Here is a 17,282-nt window from a genome sequence, read left to right as displayed (position 1 = left end):
AGTAAGCTTTACATCAGTATATTTAACACACAACACAATGTAAAGCATGCTTTACATGTTTTTCATTATTTCAACTCTAGTAGATGTTCACTTCTCACCGAATTGATCATTTTGAAAGATAAGTTCAGTAAATGAGTCACTGAGCAAATTTATTTTTTCTTCTAATATGCGGCTATTGAATAGCAAGCTTCGAGCGTTAGGTTCACATGACTCAATTGCCAAAAGTTAAACGTCGTCTTCTTAACTCGCAAACTGCGAAAAAATTGCTGAATAGCCGTAGCGGACGTCAGGCACGCCATATCTTCTCGAATGCGACTGATCGCATTTTACGTGGGCATCAACTTGCGCTTTCTGGAAGCACACCTTTTGATATTGTGTATCAACGTGAAATTATCAGCCTACGTCACTATACAGCGGCAACGGAGAACACAACCCAGCATCGGATTCCCTTGGTGATTGTGCCCCCTCTGGCTGCCAATATGCTGATCTATGATTTATTTCCAAATCGCAGCCTCGTGCGTTATTTTCTGGCCCAAGGTTTTGATGTGTATCTGATTGACTGGGGTACCCCGAGTCTACGCCAAGCCAAATATAATCTTGGTACTTACGTGAAAACGTTTATGCCCGACTTTATCGAAAAGATTCGTGTGCATAGCGGTCAGCAACAACTTTCACTGTTTGGCTGGAGTCTAGGCGGCGCTTTATCTCTGTGTTATACCGCTCTATTCAAAGATAAAAACATCCAGAATCTGATGATCTTGGCTTCACCTATCAACACGCATAAATCAGGTTATATGGGTAAGTTTTATCAGCGTCTTACCGTACCTGCGCAATGGATTCGGAGTAATACCAAGTTCCGTATTCATCAAGTGCCGAGCCGAGTGTTCCATATTCATGGCTGGCAAAATACGCTGGGATTTAAACTCACCGATCCGATCGGAAACTTTAAAAACTATTGGGATCTGTTAAAAAACCTGAATGATCGCCAATTTGTGATTAACCACGCCACCTCAAGCTCCTTTGTCGACAATATGCTGGCCTATCCGGGCGGTGTGATGCGCGATATTATTCTGCGCTTCTGGATTGATAATGAGTTATCGACGGGTTCGGTTCAATTTGGTGAGCAAAGTGCAAATCTAAAAGATATTGATTGTTCAGTCCTGGCAATTGGCGGCAGTAGCGACATTATTGTAACTGCGGAAGCAGTACGTCCACTGATGGATTTAATCAGCAGTAGCGACAAGCAATTTGAAATTGTTCCCGGCGGACATATGGGGCTGGTCTCAGGCAGCCAAGCACCAGAACTGGTCTGGCCTGTGGTAACGCAGTGGTTAGCGCCACGTTCTGAATAAATGTCACTCATCTACACAAATAAAAGGCTGCCATCTAGGCAGCCTTTTTTAATTCCCATGCAGCTTGATCATGCAAAATGTTGATAACGATGCAATACCAAACCTTCCACATTGACAGGCGTACCCAATAAATAGCCCTGTAACTGGTTGCAACCTAAACTGGTTAGGATGTCTGCTTGTTGCTGTGTTTCGACGCCTTCTGCTGTTACGACCAAACCCAGTTTTGCGGCCAAATGGATAATGCTTTCCAGAATTGCCTCTTCTTTAGAATTCGGTTTGAGGTCAATCAGAAAACCACGGTCAATTTTAAGTTCATCTACAGGCAAGTCTTTTAAATATAAGAAGCTTGAATAGCCCGTGCCAAAGTCATCAATGGCAATGCGAATGCCGAGCTTACGCAGGCGCTCCAAAGTACGAATACTGGAATCAATATGATGCATGGCCGTAGATTCAGTAATTTCAAGAATGAGGTGATGGGGTTGGATTTGGTATTGTTCTAATAATTGTTCAAGGACACTAAACAGCTTTTTATTTTCAAATTGTAGTGCAGAAAGATTAACAGCAATTGGATAAAACGGACTCTTACTTCGTTCCCACTTCTGGATTTGTTGGCAGGCTTGTTCCAGTGCCCAATATCCCATCGGAATAATCAAACCGGTTTTTTCTGCCCCTTCAATAAACATTTGCGGGGTCAGTAGTCCTAGGGTTGGATGCTTCCATCGAATCAGTGCTTCCACCCCGCAGACCTCATAATTCGAAGTAAATTTGGGTTGGTAGAACAAGACAAACTGTTGCTCATCAACGGCCTTATACAAGTCATTAATCAGTTTGGACTGACTGCGTACATCTTGCTGATCGGACATGGAATGGAACATGGTATAGGTGTTACGGCCTTGATCTTTGGAGATCAGCATCGCAACATCGGCATTAATCAACAGGTCTTGTACATTACAACCATGCTCAGGATACATGGCAATCCCGACACTGGCAGAAATATTAATATCCTTTGCCGCAATCAGATAAGTTTCCTGAATGTAATGCAAAATATCTTCTGAAAGCTGCATCGCTTCATTAATATCGGTATCTTCAGAAATTAAGACAAACTCATCGCCGCCAATCCGAAATAACTTATGACTCGAATCCAGCTTATTGTATAAACGGTTTGCCATTTGGATTAGGAGCTGATCGCCAATATGATGGCCAAAAGCATCATTCACTGATTTAAAACGATCTAAATCAATATACAGAAATGCCGCTTTTTGCCCATTTAAACGATGATGATTAAACACCACTTCTGCATGTTCGGTCAGATACAAACGATTTGGGAGCTTGGTCAATGCATCATGTAAAGATTGGGTCGCCAGTTCTTTATTGATTAAGGTAAGTTGTTCGTTTCTCTCTTCGAGCCGGGCTTCAAGCACGGCAACGGCAAAACCAGCCACCAGAACCAGACTGGTAATAAAGATAATGGTAAACAGCAAGACACTTTGTTCCGTCTGTTCTGAAGTGAGTATTTGCGCCAAACTTTCATCGAAATAAGTTGCCGCCATACCCGTGTAATGCATCCCAACAATACTTAAGGCCATTAACACAGCGACCACAACTTTCAATAAAGTTCGATAGGTCACTGCAGTTTTATATTTAAAAATAAAGAAGAAACTCAGACCAGAACCGCTAATGGCAATGAGGACAGAGCATAGAACCAAAAGCGGATCATAATGCATGGCATGATGTTCTACCATCAGCGCTGCCATCCCCGTATAGTGCATCCCTGATATTCCCAAGCCCATGAATACCGCACCAAGGATTAAACGAGGGATCGGTAAAGTCCGCCTTGAAGTGAGCCAAACGGCAAATACCGAAGCCGCAGCACCAATTAAATAAGAGAGTATGGTTAAATTAACATCAAAATGATAGCCTTCTGGCAAATGGCTAGCCAGCATTCCCACAAAGTGCATTGACCATATGGCTAAGCCTAAGATTAGCCCGCTCGCAATCAAAATGCTTTTTTCAAACTTTTTATAAGCACCCTTAAAGACGAGTTCTTCCATCGATACTGCAACGTAACATGTCACGACTGCAACCAAAATGGAAACGATGACCAATGTGCTATCGTAATCAACGTGAACCATAAAGGACTTCCATGATTATTCAGTACTTTTTTTTATATGATGAGCAAAATGCTCGAAATCCGAACGACGTTTCACACCCAAAGAAGTCATGAATAGTGTATTCATAAACTTTCCTTAACAATAACATCATCTAGCATAAGGTCAAGTCTTTTTCACTTTATAAATCAATAGAATAAAAGCACATAATCATTTCAAACCAATGAAAAATCTTGTTTTTTTATTTCATTTTTTTGACCAAAAGACTCATTTATTTTTGCTAAATCATTTTAATTTTTAAGTCATTACAATGTGTTTATTTTTAGTCGTGCAGACACCCCAAAGCATGCAACACTTTTTTAGCTTGAATCCGAACTGCTCATCCTCAGCAATATGATTAAAACATAAACAATATAAGCTGATTTATTCATCTATATTGTTATAACTCTGTTATCACAGCCCATAAAAAAACCTTGTTTATCTTCGACAAGATTTTTTGTTTAACTCAGAGGAAAAATTAGTTCTTCTCTTTATCTACGATTTTGTTCGCTTGAATCCTGAGTAGGGCCTCCTACGCAAGGAGCAGGGAAATAGAAAAGCATGAGAAGCGTCGCTTTCCCCCTGCGTAAGAGTGAAGCTATGCTTCGCTAACGTACGTAACATTAGGATTTTCCATAAAAAAACCCTTGAATAAACAAGGGTCTTTATTTGACTTAGAAAAAATTAGTTCTTTTCTTTGTCTACGATTTTGTTTGCTTGAATCCAAGGTATGAACAAAAATGGGAAGCAACGCTTCCCATTTTTGTGCAAGGCACGTAACCTTAGTTCTTCTCTTTATCAACAATCTTGTTTGCTTGAATCCAAGGCATCATCGCACGTAACTTGTTACCAGTTACTTCAATGCCGTGTGCAGCATTTTGACGACGACGTGCAGTCATTGATGGGTAGTTCAACGCACCTTCTTGGATAAACATCTTCGCATATTCACCAGACTGGATGCGTTTCAACGCATTACGCATTGCTTCACGAGACTGTTCGTTGATTACTTCAGTACCAGTCACATATTCGCCATATTCAGCGTTGTTAGATACTGAATAGTTCATGTCCGCGATACCGCCTTCGAACATCAAGTCAACGATTAACTTAAGTTCATGCAAGCATTCGAAGTAAGCCATTTCAGGTGCATAACCCGCTTCAACCAAAGTTTCGAAGCCCATTTTAACCAATTCAACTGCACCACCACAAAGAACTGCTTGCTCACCGAATAAGTCAGTTTCAGTTTCTTCACGGAAAGAAGTTTCGATGATACCTGTACGACCACCACCTACGCCTGAAGCATAAGAAAGTGCAACGTTACGTGCATTACCAGAAGCATCTTGGTGGATCGCGATTAAGTCAGGAACACCTGAACCACGTTGATATTCAGAACGTACTGTGTGACCAGGTGCTTTCGGTGCAACCATGATTACGTCTAAGTCTTTACGTGGAACAACTTGGTTATAAAGAATAGAGAAACCATGAGCAAATGCTAAAGTTGCGCCTTCTTTGATGTTTGGTTCAATCACGTCACGATAAAGTTGAGATTGGAACTCATCTGGCGTCAAGATCATGACTAAGTCAGCTTGAGCAACCGCAGCTGGAACTTCAGAAACTTTAAGACCTGAGTTTTCAGCTTTTTTCCAAGAAGTAGAACCAGCACGTAAACCAACAGTTACGTCTACGCCAGAATCTTTCAAGTTAAGTGCATGCGCATGGCCTTGTGAACCATAACCAATGATTGCAACTTTCTTGCCTTGGATGATTGATAAGTCACAGTCTTTATCGTAAAAAATTTGCATCTGTTTTCTCCGCTAAAATTTTTGTCATTTCCCTTGTTCTGCAAGGACAGATCTTTTGTAGGCTCCCCCATGATTACCGTTCTGGGTGATCCCCCCTCTTTTTCAAAGAGGGGTTGGGGGAGATTTTTTAAATTGTTAAAACTTTTTCGCCACGCGCAATGCCTGATACACCAGAGCGTACAACTTCAAGAATGGTATTTTCTGCGAGTGCATCAATAAAACCATCAATCTTTTCAGTGGTACCCGCGATCTGAATCGTATAGGTTGTCGGTGTCACATCAACGATTTGCGCACGGAAGATATCAGCTGTACGTTTGATTTCCGCACGTGCTGCACCCAATGCTTTCACTTTGATGAGCATCAATTCACGTTCAATATGTGAACCTTCTGAGAGATCAACCACTTTTACCACTTCAACCAATTTATTCAGTTGCTTGGTGATCTGCTCAATTTTATGATCATCGCCATAAGTCGTTAAGGTTAAACGCGATAGGGTTTCGTCTTCTGTTGGCGCAACATTCAGTGTTTCAATGTTGTAGCCACGTTGGCTGAACAAGCCAACAAGACGAGAAAGCGCACCAGCTTCGTTTTCAACGAGTACAGAAATAATATGTCTCATTATGTACGCTCCCCTTTACCTAACCACATATCCTTCATGGACTGGCCTGCAATCAACATTGGATAAACATGTTCTGTACGATCAACCATGACATTAATGAATACACATTTATCATTAATTGCCATCGCTTCAGCTAATTTAGAATCGAGCTCGTCAGCATGGTTAATCTGAATACCGACATGACCATAGGCTTCCATTAACTTGGCAAAGTCAGGTAATGAATCTACATAGGAACTTGAATGACGTCCTTCGTAATTCATATCTTGCCACTGCTTCACCATGCCCAAGGCTTGGTTGTTTAAGCAGAGAATTTTTACATTCAAGCCATATTGCTTGCAGGTCGATAATTCTTGGATACACATCTGAATCGATGCTTCACCAGTAATACAAACCACTTGCTGGTCTGGGAATGCAAGCTTTGCAGCCATTGCATACGGTAAACCAACACCCATGGTGCCTAGGCCACCAGAGTTGATCCATTGACGTGGACGTTTGTATTTGTAGTAGTTTGCACCAAACATCTGATGCTGACCCACGTCTGAAGTAATGATGGCTTCACCATTGGTCGCACGATCTAATGCCTCAACCACTTGCTGAGGTTTCATTACACCATTTTGACCTGCTTCATAACGTAAGCCGTGTACTTTGCGCCATTCATTGATCTGAGACCACCATGCCGCAATTGCTTCAGGATTTGGCTTAGATACATTCATTTGTTTGAGTTGTGCCAACATTTCTTGAAGTACTGGCTCTACTGCACCCACGATTGGGATGTGCGCCATAATCGTCTTCGAAATCGTTGCTGGATCAACATCAATATGAATGACTTTTGCATTGGTACAGAATTTTGCAGGGTTGTTGGTTACACGGTCATCAAAACGTGCACCAATGGCCAAAATCACATCTGCATTATGCATCGCCATGTTGGCTTCATAAGTACCATGCATCCCCAACATGCCCACGAATTGTGGATCATCACCAGGGAAAGCACCTAAGCCCATTAAAGTATTCGTAACTGGGTAACCCAATAAATGTGCAAGCTCAGTCAATAAGCCAGACGCATTGCCTTGAACCACACCACCACCAGTATAGATCATTGGGCGTTTAGCCGTAATCAACTCATCAATCGCTTTGCGAATTTGACCTGAGTGACCACGTGAAGGCGGCTGATATGAACGCATCTTCACTTTTTCAGGATATTCGTAGGCAAACTTTTCCGCAGGATTGGTCGCATCTTTTGGAATATCAACCACAACTGGACCTGGACGGCCAGACGCAGCAATATAGAATGCTTTCTTAATAATTGCAGGAATTTCGCTAGCGTGACGCACTTGGAAACTATGTTTTACGATTGGACGAGAAATACCAACCATATCTGTTTCTTGGAATGCATCTTCTCCAATCAGATGGCTTGCAACCTGACCAGACAGAATCACCATTGGGATTGAGTCCATGTAGGCTGTTGCGATTGGAGTGACGGTATTGGTTGCGCCCGGTCCAGAAGTGACCAGTACCACACCTGTCTTACCTGTTACGCGTGAGTATGCGTCTGCCATATGACCGGCAGCTTGCTCATGACGAACGAGGTAATGGTTGATTTTGTCTTGTTGAAATAGCGCATCATAAATATGTAATACAGCGCCGCCTGGATACCCAAAAACATGCTCTACGCCTTCGTCCGCAAGCGCACGAACGAGCATTTCACCACCAGATAAAAGTTCCAACGTGATTCACCCTAGTATTTTGCACAATTTATGGGAGACATAAATTGTGTTCATTCATTAACTTTTGCACTTTTTATAAGTGTGCGTATTCTACTCGTTTTTGCTGCAATAGGAAAAATTTTCTGAGACTCATCAGCCGTATAAACTTGATGACATCTCGAATCAAAATGTGCTGGGATAAGCATATTTCAAAAAATCATTCTCTCGGCTAGAAAGAATGTCCATTGCAAGCCATGACATTTATTCGAAGGGTGATCAAATAAACACATATAAAACTTGAGAAAGCATTCTTGTTTCTTTCATAAGCAATGTCAAGAACAAAGAAAAGGATTTTAACGAATATTTTTTAGCTGTTGTTTTTTTAGACACATTTCACGGAATTATTTGGTCTTATCAAAACACCCATTTATCAAAAAACTATTTTCTTTTTAATGAAAAATAGGCATTGTAAACTGCTTATTTAGGCATTTTGATCGAATATAGACAGCATTCATTTGGGGAGATCAAACATGAATTTATCTTATTTAAAAACAACCTTGTACACAGTTGCAACCACAGCACTATTACTCTGTTCCAGCCAGAACTACGCACAACAATATTACAAATGGGTCGATGCCAATGGGTCAACCCATTACACCACTACGCCACCACCAAAAGGCTCAAAGCGTTTGGACAAAGTTTCAACATATGGTACAAGCCATCAAAACACCAATCCAACAACTCAACGCGGCCAGCAAGCGACTCCAGACGCCACACCGAATGTAACACAGCAAGTACCGCAGACAGCACCATCCACTCCAACGAACACAGTGAAACCGCAAAGCCAGCCATCTGCCAATGCACCATCTGTGCTATAACCAAGCCAGTTGATCCTGCAAGGTCATCTTCAACACGGCGGCCTTGCAGATAAAATCCCGATCTAAAAACTGACATTTCCTACAATTTTGCGCTATGCTGTGCAGCAATCTTAACTTTACTTTTTTGTTGTATCGCATATCCCTATGACGACTTCTCACATTGACTCCGAATATCAAGCAAGTGCCATTGAGCCTCAAGTTCAACAAGACTGGGACAATCGCAAAGTTTTTAAAGTTGCAGACACTGTAGAGGGCAAACATCGCTATATCCTGTCGATGTTCCCCTACCCAAGTGGCAAACTGCACATGGGGCATGTGCGTAACTACACCATTGGTGACGTGATCAGCCGTTTCCATCGCTTAAAAGGCGAAACAGTATTACAACCAATGGGTTGGGATGCGTTTGGTTTACCGGCTGAAAATGCGGCGATTGCACACCAAGTTGCACCTGCAAAATGGACGTTTGAAAACATTGCGTACATGCGTGACCAATTAAAGAAATTGGGCTTGTCTGTCGATTGGGATCGCGAATTTGCGACCTGTACGCCAGAGTACTATCACTGGGAACAATGGTTATTCGTACAACTTTATAAGAAAGGCTTGATCTATCGTAAGCTTTCAACCGTGAACTGGGACCCTGTTGACCAGACTGTGCTTGCCAATGAACAAGTTGAAAACGGTCGTGGCTGGCGTTCAGGTGCATTGGTAGAAAAACGCGATATTCCGATGTACTACTTCCGCATCACCGACTATGCACAAGAATTATTAGACGATTTAGATACTTTAAAAGATGGCTGGCCACAACAGGTCTTGACCATGCAGCGTAACTGGATTGGCCGCTCGACGGGGATGGAGATTACCTTCCCTTCTGCCAATACTGAAATTTATGCAGATGGCTTAACGGTGTATACCACGCGTGCGGATACCTTAATGGGTGTGACCTATGTTGCCGTTGCAGCAGAACACCCAATGGCACTCAAAGCTGCTGCCCTCCAATCAGAAGCAGGCAATCCTGAGCTTGCTGCATTTATTGAAGAATGCCGTATGGGTTCAGTGGCAGAAGCTGATTTAGCCACGGCTGAAAAGAAAGGTATGGCAACAGGCTTATCTGTTAAGCATCCAGTAACAGGTGAAGACCTCCCAGTTTGGATTGCTAACTATGTATTAATGTCATACGGTTCAGGCGCTGTAATGGCCGTTCCTGCACATGACGAACGCGACTTTGAATTTGCCAATAAGTTCAACTTGCCAATCAAACAAGTGATTGATGTCAAAGGCGCTGATGATGCTGAATACTCAGCTGCTGAATGGCAAGAATGGTATGGTTCTAAAGATGGCAAACTGGTGAATTCAGGCGAGTTTAATGGTTTAGCATTCCAAGCTGCTTATGATGCTTTCCTTGCAAAATTAGAACCACAAGCATTAGCCAATTCTAAGGTTCAATTCCGTTTACGTGACTGGGGTGTTTCTCGTCAACGTTACTGGGGTTGCCCAATTCCAATGATCAACTGTAATAGCTGTGGTCAAGTCACTGTTCCAGAAGATCAATTACCTGTCGTTTTACCAACCGATGTGGTTCCAGATGGTTCTGGTAACCCATTGAACAAGATGCCTGAATTCTATGAAACCAAATGCCCAAGCTGTGGCGGCGATGCGCGTCGTGAAACTGACACCTTGGATACCTTTGTAGAATCCTCTTGGTACTATGCACGTTACGCATCTCCAGACTTTACTGGCGGTATGGTGAAACCTGAAGCGGCGCAAAGCTGGCTTCCTGTGAACCAATATATCGGTGGTGTTGAACATGCCATCTTGCACTTACTTTATGCACGTTTCTTCCATAAATTGATGCGTGATGAAGGCGTGGTACAAGGTAATGAACCTTTCACTAACTTGCTCACCCAAGGCATGGTGTTGGCAGATACCTTCTATCGTGAAGCAGAAAACGGCAAGAAAACTTGGTTCAACCCTGCTGACATCGAATTAGAACGTGATGAAAAAGGTCGTATTCTTTCGGCGAAATATTCAGGCGATGGCCAAGAAGTTGTAATCGGCGGACAAGAAAAAATGTCGAAGTCGAAAAACAACGGCATTGATCCGCAAGCAATTATTGATCAATACGGCGCAGATACGGCTCGTGTCTTCATGATGTTCGCTGCGCCACCAGATCAATCACTCGAATGGTCTGATGCCGGTGTTGAAGGGGCTAACCGCTTCTTGAAACGTGTATGGCGTTTGGCTGCTGGCTTCTTGGAAAAAGGCAACCCAGCAACGGCAATTGATACTGCAAACTTATCGAAAGATGCACAAGATTTACGTCGTAAAACCCACGAAACCATTCAAAAAGTGGGTGATGACATCGAACGTCGTCATGCGTTCAATACGGCAATTGCGGCATTGATGGAATTGCTCAATGCCAGCAACAAGTTTGAAGCAAAAGATGACAATGATGTTGCTGTTGCACGTGAAGCAATCACCACCTTATTGACGCTACTTGCCCCATTTGCACCGCATTTGAGTCAAACGTTGTTAACTCAGTTTGGTTTGGAATTGACGACAATCGAATTCCCACAAGTGGATGAGTCAGCGTTAACCCGTAATACGCAAACGATTGTTGTACAAGTGAATGGTAAACTTCGTGCTAAGTTAGACGTCGCAGTCGATATCTCAAAAGATGAGTTATTGGCTTTGGCAAAAGCATTACCAGAAGTGCAACAATTCTTGACTGGTCCAACCAAGAAAGAAATTGTAGTACCGAATAAACTTGTTAATTTAGTGGTTTAATGTGCTGCTTAAATTCCCCTGCGACTAGCAGACGGAATTTGTAGAAACAAAACCTCATCAAAGCCCGCTGTCATTCATCGGGCTTTGATTCTAAAATGTGGTCAATTTATCAAGATTAAATCTTCCATATTGAATGGAATATCATAAAGGACAAAGCATGCATTTAGCTCAACGTTTAGCTACTATCGTTTTAACTTTAGGTCTAAGTGCAGGCTTGGTCGGCTGTGGCTTTCATCTAAAGGGAAGTAACCCGACAGCGGCACCTTTGGTCTACAACAAGCTGACTTTAGTCCTACCTGACAATACGGATCAGTTTGAAAACCAGCTCAGCATTTATCTTGGTGCAACGGGCGTACAACTCAGTAATGCCAATGATGCCTATGTGCTTCGTGTGCTGGATTACACTCCACGCCGTCAACTGTTGAATGGTAAATTGACTGAGGCCTTATTGCGTTTAACCGTGACTTTCCAGATCGAAGACCGCCAAGGTAAGCAAATTACTGAACCGCGTACCTTAACTGCTTCTCGTACCTATCAATACGACGTGGCAACGGTGAATACCGATAATCAACAAGAAGCATATTTGAATCGCATTCTTATTGATGATATGGCACAGCAAATCACGCGTCAGATTGCAGCCAATCGTTTGCCGAAAGCACAACCTTAATTCATCATTATGAAACTGGATTATGTGCAAGCCTTAAAACGGGTTGATGAGGCTCGCGGTGCATGGATCATGCATGGACAAGAGCCCCTACTTGAACAAAACTTGCTTGATGCATTTCGTAAAAGCTGGCAACAGCAAGAAGTTGAGCGGCAGCGTTATGACATCAGTAGCGTGAATGACTGGAAAAATGTCTTTAACGCGCTGAATAGTTTATCCCTGTTCTCACAACAACTTGCGATTGAAGTACATGGCAATATTAAGCCTGATGCCAATGGTTTAAAGCAGCTGAAAAGCTATATTCAACATAATGGACATAATCTCTTGCTGATTGTTTTACCGAAGCAAGACAGCAGCAGTTTAAAATCAGCTTTTTTCCAAGTGGTCGAAGCCAATGGTGTAGTGGTGCCACTGACGGCGACCTATCCACAAGATCGACAACGAATTTTAAGCATAGAAGCAGAAAAACTCGGGATTCAGCTGAATAATGATGCTTGGCAATGGCTCATGCAGCACCATGAACATAACCTGCTCGCGGCAAAAAATAGCTTGATGCGGGTTGCAGATACGTTCCCCGATATTCAACAGATTCAAATTGAACAACTATATTCCTGCTTACAGGATCAATCGCGTTATACAACTTATGACTTAAGTGATGCCTTGCTTGCTGGAAACTTGGCGCAGTCGGTCAAGATTTATCAATACTTGATTGCTGCGGGCGAGCCAGATAGCCTGATCTTATGGACCTTAAGCAAAGAAATGCGCTTATTGATGCAATTGTTTGAACAACCGCACAATGCCATTCAACTCGGGATCTGGAAAACCAAAGTCTCGCAATATCAGCAAGCTCTACGCCGTTTAAACCCGAGACAATTCCTAACTTGGTCTGATTTATTACTGCGCATTGATGCTTCGATTAAAGGCATGTCCAAAGAAAACCCTGAACAACTGATGCTACAAGCCTTAGCTGAATTGTGTGGTACCACCCTGTTTGCTCAACCTGCTTAGAGCATTCATCTTCATCACATAATAAGAATAATGGATCAACACATGTCATTCCATTTAAGCCCCGACCAAATCAAGCTGATCAAAAGTCTATTCCAACAAGCCGACAGTCTGATCATCAGCGCAGGTGCAGGCATGGGCGTTGACTCGGGGTTGCCCGATTTCCGCGGCAATCAAGGCATGTGGCAAGCCTATCCAGAGCTAGGTAAACAACGTATCGATTTTACCGAAATTGCCAATCCAGCCGCATTTAAACGGCATCCACGTTTGGCTTGGGGATTTTACGGACACCGTCTAGCCCTGTATCGTCAAACCACACCGCATTCAGGCTTTCTACAACTCAAGCAACTGGCTGAAATATTAGATTTACCGACTTTTGTATTTACCTCGAATGTCGATGGCCAATTTCAAAAAGCTGGCTTTGCTCTGGATCAGATCTATGAATGTCATGGCTCAATTCATCATCTGCAATGTCTGGACGCTTGTACACAGACCATTTGGTCAGCGGATGAATTAGAGCCTGAAATTGATGATCAAGACTGTCAATGGCTCGGGCAATTGCCACAATGTCCGCACTGTGGTGCACTGGCACGACCGAATATTTTAATGTTCAATGATATGGGTTGGATCAGCCATCAACAGGATCAGCAGGCAAAAGGCTTAAAAGCTTTTCTAAAATCCCAGCATCGCCCTATTGTCATTGAAATGGGTGCTGGCACTGCAATTCCAACCGTGCGTTATTTTAGTGAGCAATTTGCGCCAGGTCTGATTCGAATTAACCCACGTGAATATACGCTTCCTGCACAAGGCGGTCTTGCCCTTGCAGCAACTGCCGAACAAGGAGTTCACAGTATTTATCAGATTTTTATAGAATAACTTATTGGCAAAAAAGCAAATAATTCTCATTCTAGATTAAAAATATTCACGCTTTATCCTTATTTCACTTTTATACTAAGTCCAGTTTTTCACTTTTGACCTGCTGCCATGCCAAAAACAAATGCTAAAAAAATCCAGCCTCGTAAAATCATCATGATCGCAATCGGAGTGCTCATCATTGCAGCGCTCGGATGGATGTTCTTCAAACCTAAAGCCCAAGCACCACAATATATTAGTGCGGAAGTCTCTCGCGGCGATATCGAAGATTCGGTGTTGGCAACTGGGGTACTTGAAGCCACCAAAATGGTGAGTGTTGGTGCACAGGTATCGGGTCAGGTGAAAAAAATGTATGTGCAATTGGGCGACCAAGTTAAACAAGGTCAGTTGATTGCACAAATTGATTCGATTCGCCAAGAAAACGAACTTAAAACCGCCGATGCCAGTATTAAAAATCAACAAGCGCAACTCGCAGTACAGCAAGCCAATTTAGCTAAGGTCGAAGCAGAATATAAACGTCAGCAAGCCATGTACAGCCAAGATGCGACTTCACGTGCTGAACTCGAAACTGCTCTCGCAAACTTTAAAACAGCACAAGCACAAATTGCATCGATTAATGCACAAATCGAGCAATCTCGCTTGACCTTGGCAACTGCGAAAGAAGATTTAGGCTATACCCGTATCGTGGCGCCGATGGATGGCACCATTGTGGCGATTGTGACTGAAGAAGGTCAAACCGTAAACGCCAACCAAACCGCACCAACCATTGTAAAATTGGCCAAACTCGACACCATGACCATTAAAGCGCAGATTTCTGAGGCTGATGTCATGAAAGTTGAAAAAGGCCAAACCGTGTATTTCACCACTTTAGGTAATAGTGATAAAAAACATTATGCCAAGTTACGTCAAGTAGAACCTGCGCCCAATTCAATTAATACGGAAACCACCAGTAGCAGCAGTTCATCAACGTCAAATGCTGCGGTGTACTACAACGCTTTATTTGATGTACCGAATGAAGATGGCAAACTTCGTATTGATATGACCGCGCAGGTTTATATTGTGCTGGCAGATGCAAAAAATGCGCTGACCGTCCCTGCGGCAGCCATTCAGACCCAACGCGGCAACCGTGCTAAAGGTGGTCAAGCCAATGCCAATAAGTCTGCAGAATCAGCAAAAAAATCAGATACAGACCAAGCACAACGTCCAAAACGCCTAGAGCTAAGTGAAGAAGAAAAAGCCTTGGTTGCACAGGGTAAAGCATCAACAGGTATGGTGCGTGTGCTACAAGCGGATGGTACGGCTCAACCGCAACCTGTGTTGATTGGTCTGAATAACCGTGTCACGGCACAAGTGCTGAAAGGCTTAAAACAAGGCGATCAAGTGGTGATTGCAGATGGCTCTGACAGCTCAAATGAAGCAGCCAAACGTAGCAACCAACGTGCAATGAGAATGTAATATGACTCAAAATCAAACACATTCATCACAGCCACTGCTTGAGGTCAGTCAGCTCACCCGTGAATTTCCCGCGGGTGAAGCAACCGTACAGATCCTCAAAGGCATTGATTTAAAAATTTATGCAGGTGAGTTGGTTGCCATTGTCGGGCAATCAGGCTCAGGTAAATCGACCCTGATGAATATCTTGGGTTGTCTGGATAAACCGACCGCAGGCAGCTATCGGGTCAATGGTCGAGAAACCCGTCAGCTTGAACCTGATGAACTGGCACAACTGCGCCGTGAATATTTTGGTTTTATTTTCCAACGTTATCACTTACTCGGCGATTTGAGTGCTTCAGGTAACGTTGAAGTGCCTGCAATTTATGCAGGAGTTGATAGCCATCTTCGTCAGGAACGCTCTGCTGAATTGTTATCTGAACTAGGACTTGAAGAACGCTTACATCATCGACCAAGCCAGCTATCTGGTGGTCAGCAACAACGTGTCTCGATTGCACGTGCGCTGATGAATGGTGGGGATGTAATTCTTGCCGATGAACCAACCGGTGCCTTGGATAAGAATAGTGGTATTGAAGTGATGCGCATTTTGCGTGAGCTGAATGCCAAAGGTCATACCATTATTCTGGTCACACACGATCTCAATGTTGCTAAGAATGCAACGCGTATTATCGAGATCAGTGACGGTAATATTATTTCCGACCGTGCCAATGGGCCTGAGCATAGTGATCCAGAACTTGAGCATCAAACCTTAGAGCGTAACCCGCAGAAAAAAACCTCCGCTTGGCGTTCTTTCTTTGACCGTCTTGGTGAAGCCTTCCGCATGGCATTACTCGCCATGAATGCACATCGGATGCGGACTTTTTTGACCATGCTCGGGATTATTATCGGGATTGCATCCGTGGTCTCCGTGGTGGCGCTGGGGAATGGTTCACAGAAGCAAATTTTAGAAAATATTAGTAGTCTGGGAACCAATACCATTACCGTCTATCAAGGTCGTGGCTTTGGTGATAACTCTCGGACCTCGCAAGCCAAAACATTGGTCCCTGCCGATGCCGAAGCATTGGCCGAACAGCCCTATGTGGATGGGGTCAGCCCTTCTGCCAATACCAGTTTAACCCTGCGCTATAAAGATACCGAAGCCGCAGCAACGGTGAATGGTGTCAGTGCTGATTTCTTCTATGTTCGTGGTATGACCTTTAAATCAGGACAACCTTTTGATAAAGCAAGTGTGACTGAACGTGCCCAAGATGTGGTGATTGATACCAATACGGAAAAAACCTTCTTTGCAGATGGTACCAATCCTGTCGGTCAAGTCCTGTTATTGGGCAGTGTACCAAGTCGAATTATCGGCGTGATTGATGCCCAGCAAGGCTTTATGGGAAATTCAGACAGCCTGAATGTTTATCTGCCCTACTCGACTGTCATGAGCCGTATGCTGGGTCAGTCCAATGTGCGCAGTATCATCGTGCGTATCAAAGATGAATATTCAAGTAGTGCTGCTGAAAACGCGATTCTGACCTTGCTGGAACAACGTCACGGCGCACAAGATGTGTTTACCCAAAACTCTGACAGTATTCGTGAAACCATTCAGCAAACCACTGCAACCATGACCTTGCTGATTTCAGCGATTGCGGTCATTTCGTTGGTGGTGGGTGGTATTGGCGTGATGAACATTATGCTGGTTTCCGTGACTGAGCGGACCCAAGAAATCGGGGTACGCATGGCGGTTGGTGCTCGTCAAAGTGATATTTTGCAGCAATTCCTGATTGAAGCAATTCTGGTCTGTTTATTGGGCGGTATCTTGGGTGTGCTGCTATCTTTAGGCATTGGACAGATTATTGGACACTTTGCCAAAGGCATCATTGAAATGAGTTATTCGACCACTTCAATTGTTGCAGCCTTTGTCTGCTCAAGCATGATTGGTATTGTATTTGGCTTCTTGCCAGCACGAAATGCAGCACAACTCGATCCAGTTGCTGCTTTAGCGAGAGAATAAGGAATTTGAG

At 43.4% G+C, this 17,282-nt stretch carries 12 protein-coding genes; 8 read left to right on the top strand and 4 right to left on the bottom strand.

The features are described from left to right. Nucleotides 1-206 precede the first annotated feature (206 nt). Nucleotides 207-1,352, top strand: coding sequence for an alpha/beta fold hydrolase (locus V6E90_RS20795; RefSeq protein ID WP_332606347.1), 1,146 nt, complete (start codon nt 207-209; stop codon nt 1,350-1,352). Between the two features lie 68 nt (nt 1,353-1,420). On the opposite strand, the gene V6E90_RS20790 is transcribed toward V6E90_RS20795, so the two are convergent. From V6E90_RS20790 to V6E90_RS20775, 4 genes are all read right to left on the bottom strand, one after another. Continuing rightward, complete coding sequence (locus tag V6E90_RS20790) at nt 1,421-3,484, bottom strand: putative bifunctional diguanylate cyclase/phosphodiesterase (RefSeq protein ID WP_332606346.1); 2,064 nt, start codon at nt 3,482-3,484, stop codon at nt 1,421-1,423. Nucleotides 3,485-4,281: 797 nt separating this feature from the next. Further along, on the bottom strand, nt 4,282-5,298 hold the full coding sequence (gene ilvC / locus V6E90_RS20785) for a ketol-acid reductoisomerase (protein WP_004655853.1): 1,017 nt from the start codon (nt 5,296-5,298) through the stop codon (nt 4,282-4,284). 127 nt (nt 5,299-5,425) lie between these two features. Then, nucleotides 5,426-5,917: an acetolactate synthase small subunit gene (ilvN, locus tag V6E90_RS20780; RefSeq protein ID WP_004655854.1), complete on the bottom strand. Its 492-nt coding sequence runs from the start codon at nt 5,915-5,917 to the stop codon at nt 5,426-5,428. Then, nucleotides 5,917-7,641 (bottom strand): acetolactate synthase 3 large subunit, encoded by a 1,725-nt coding sequence (locus tag V6E90_RS20775; RefSeq protein ID WP_023270831.1) that lies wholly within the window; start codon nt 7,639-7,641, stop codon nt 5,917-5,919. The genes ilvN and V6E90_RS20775 overlap by 1 nt, the downstream gene beginning before the upstream one ends. A 509-nt stretch (nt 7,642-8,150) precedes the next feature. Here V6E90_RS20775 and V6E90_RS20770 point away from each other — a divergent pair. From V6E90_RS20770 to V6E90_RS20740, 7 genes are all read left to right on the top strand, one after another. Further along, nucleotides 8,151-8,498, top strand: a complete 348-nt coding sequence (locus V6E90_RS20770; protein ID WP_262758545.1) for a DUF4124 domain-containing protein — start codon at nt 8,151-8,153, stop codon at nt 8,496-8,498. Between the two features lie 144 nt (nt 8,499-8,642). Beyond that, nucleotides 8,643-11,282 (top strand): leucine--tRNA ligase, encoded by a 2,640-nt coding sequence (gene leuS / locus V6E90_RS20765; RefSeq protein WP_332606345.1) that lies wholly within the window; start codon nt 8,643-8,645, stop codon nt 11,280-11,282. Between the two features lie 157 nt (nt 11,283-11,439). Next, nucleotides 11,440-11,949, top strand: coding sequence for an LPS-assembly lipoprotein LptE (locus V6E90_RS20760; protein WP_016543094.1), 510 nt, complete (start codon nt 11,440-11,442; stop codon nt 11,947-11,949). Between the two features lie 9 nt (nt 11,950-11,958). Then, nucleotides 11,959-12,954, top strand: a complete 996-nt coding sequence (gene holA / locus V6E90_RS20755) for a DNA polymerase III subunit delta (protein WP_332606344.1) — start codon at nt 11,959-11,961, stop codon at nt 12,952-12,954. Nucleotides 12,955-12,996: 42 nt separating this feature from the next. Beyond that, nucleotides 12,997-13,827 (top strand): SIR2 family NAD-dependent protein deacylase, encoded by an 831-nt coding sequence (locus tag V6E90_RS20750; protein WP_065344077.1) that lies wholly within the window; start codon nt 12,997-12,999, stop codon nt 13,825-13,827. Nucleotides 13,828-13,935: 108 nt separating this feature from the next. Continuing rightward, nucleotides 13,936-15,279, top strand: a complete 1,344-nt coding sequence (locus V6E90_RS20745; protein ID WP_065344078.1) for a MacA family efflux pump subunit — start codon at nt 13,936-13,938, stop codon at nt 15,277-15,279. A gap of 1 nt (nt 15,280) precedes the next feature. Further along, entirely contained in the window at nt 15,281-17,272 is a 1,992-nt protein-coding gene (locus tag V6E90_RS20740) for a MacB family efflux pump subunit (protein ID WP_332606343.1), read from the top strand. Nucleotides 17,273-17,282 lie beyond the last annotated feature (10 nt).

It is taken from the genome of Acinetobacter sp. ESBL14 (assembly GCF_036668815.1).
Taxonomy (GTDB): Bacteria; Pseudomonadota; Gammaproteobacteria; order Pseudomonadales; family Moraxellaceae; genus Acinetobacter; species Acinetobacter gyllenbergii.
The sequence above is the reverse complement of the archived record's forward strand: the minus strand, read 5'-3'. Positions and strand labels throughout refer to the sequence as shown.

Coding starts and splice junctions, on each gene's coding strand:
- holA (WP_332606344.1), top strand. CDS start 11,959: ATGAAACTGGATTATGTGCAAGCCTTAAAACGGGTTGATGAGGCTCGC.
- V6E90_RS20790 (WP_332606346.1), bottom strand. CDS start 3,484: ATGGTTCACGTTGATTACGATAGCACATTGGTCATCGTTTCCATTTTG.
- V6E90_RS20760 (WP_016543094.1), top strand. CDS start 11,440: ATGCATTTAGCTCAACGTTTAGCTACTATCGTTTTAACTTTAGGTCTA.
- V6E90_RS20740 (WP_332606343.1), top strand. CDS start 15,281: ATGACTCAAAATCAAACACATTCATCACAGCCACTGCTTGAGGTCAGT.
- leuS (WP_332606345.1), top strand. CDS start 8,643: ATGACGACTTCTCACATTGACTCCGAATATCAAGCAAGTGCCATTGAG.
- V6E90_RS20745 (WP_065344078.1), top strand. CDS start 13,936: ATGCCAAAAACAAATGCTAAAAAAATCCAGCCTCGTAAAATCATCATG.
- V6E90_RS20795 (WP_332606347.1), top strand. CDS start 207: ATGACTCAATTGCCAAAAGTTAAACGTCGTCTTCTTAACTCGCAAACT.
- ilvN (WP_004655854.1), bottom strand. CDS start 5,917: ATGAGACATATTATTTCTGTACTCGTTGAAAACGAAGCTGGTGCGCTT.
- ilvC (WP_004655853.1), bottom strand. CDS start 5,298: ATGCAAATTTTTTACGATAAAGACTGTGACTTATCAATCATCCAAGGC.
- V6E90_RS20750 (WP_065344077.1), top strand. CDS start 12,997: ATGTCATTCCATTTAAGCCCCGACCAAATCAAGCTGATCAAAAGTCTA.
- V6E90_RS20770 (WP_262758545.1), top strand. CDS start 8,151: ATGAATTTATCTTATTTAAAAACAACCTTGTACACAGTTGCAACCACA.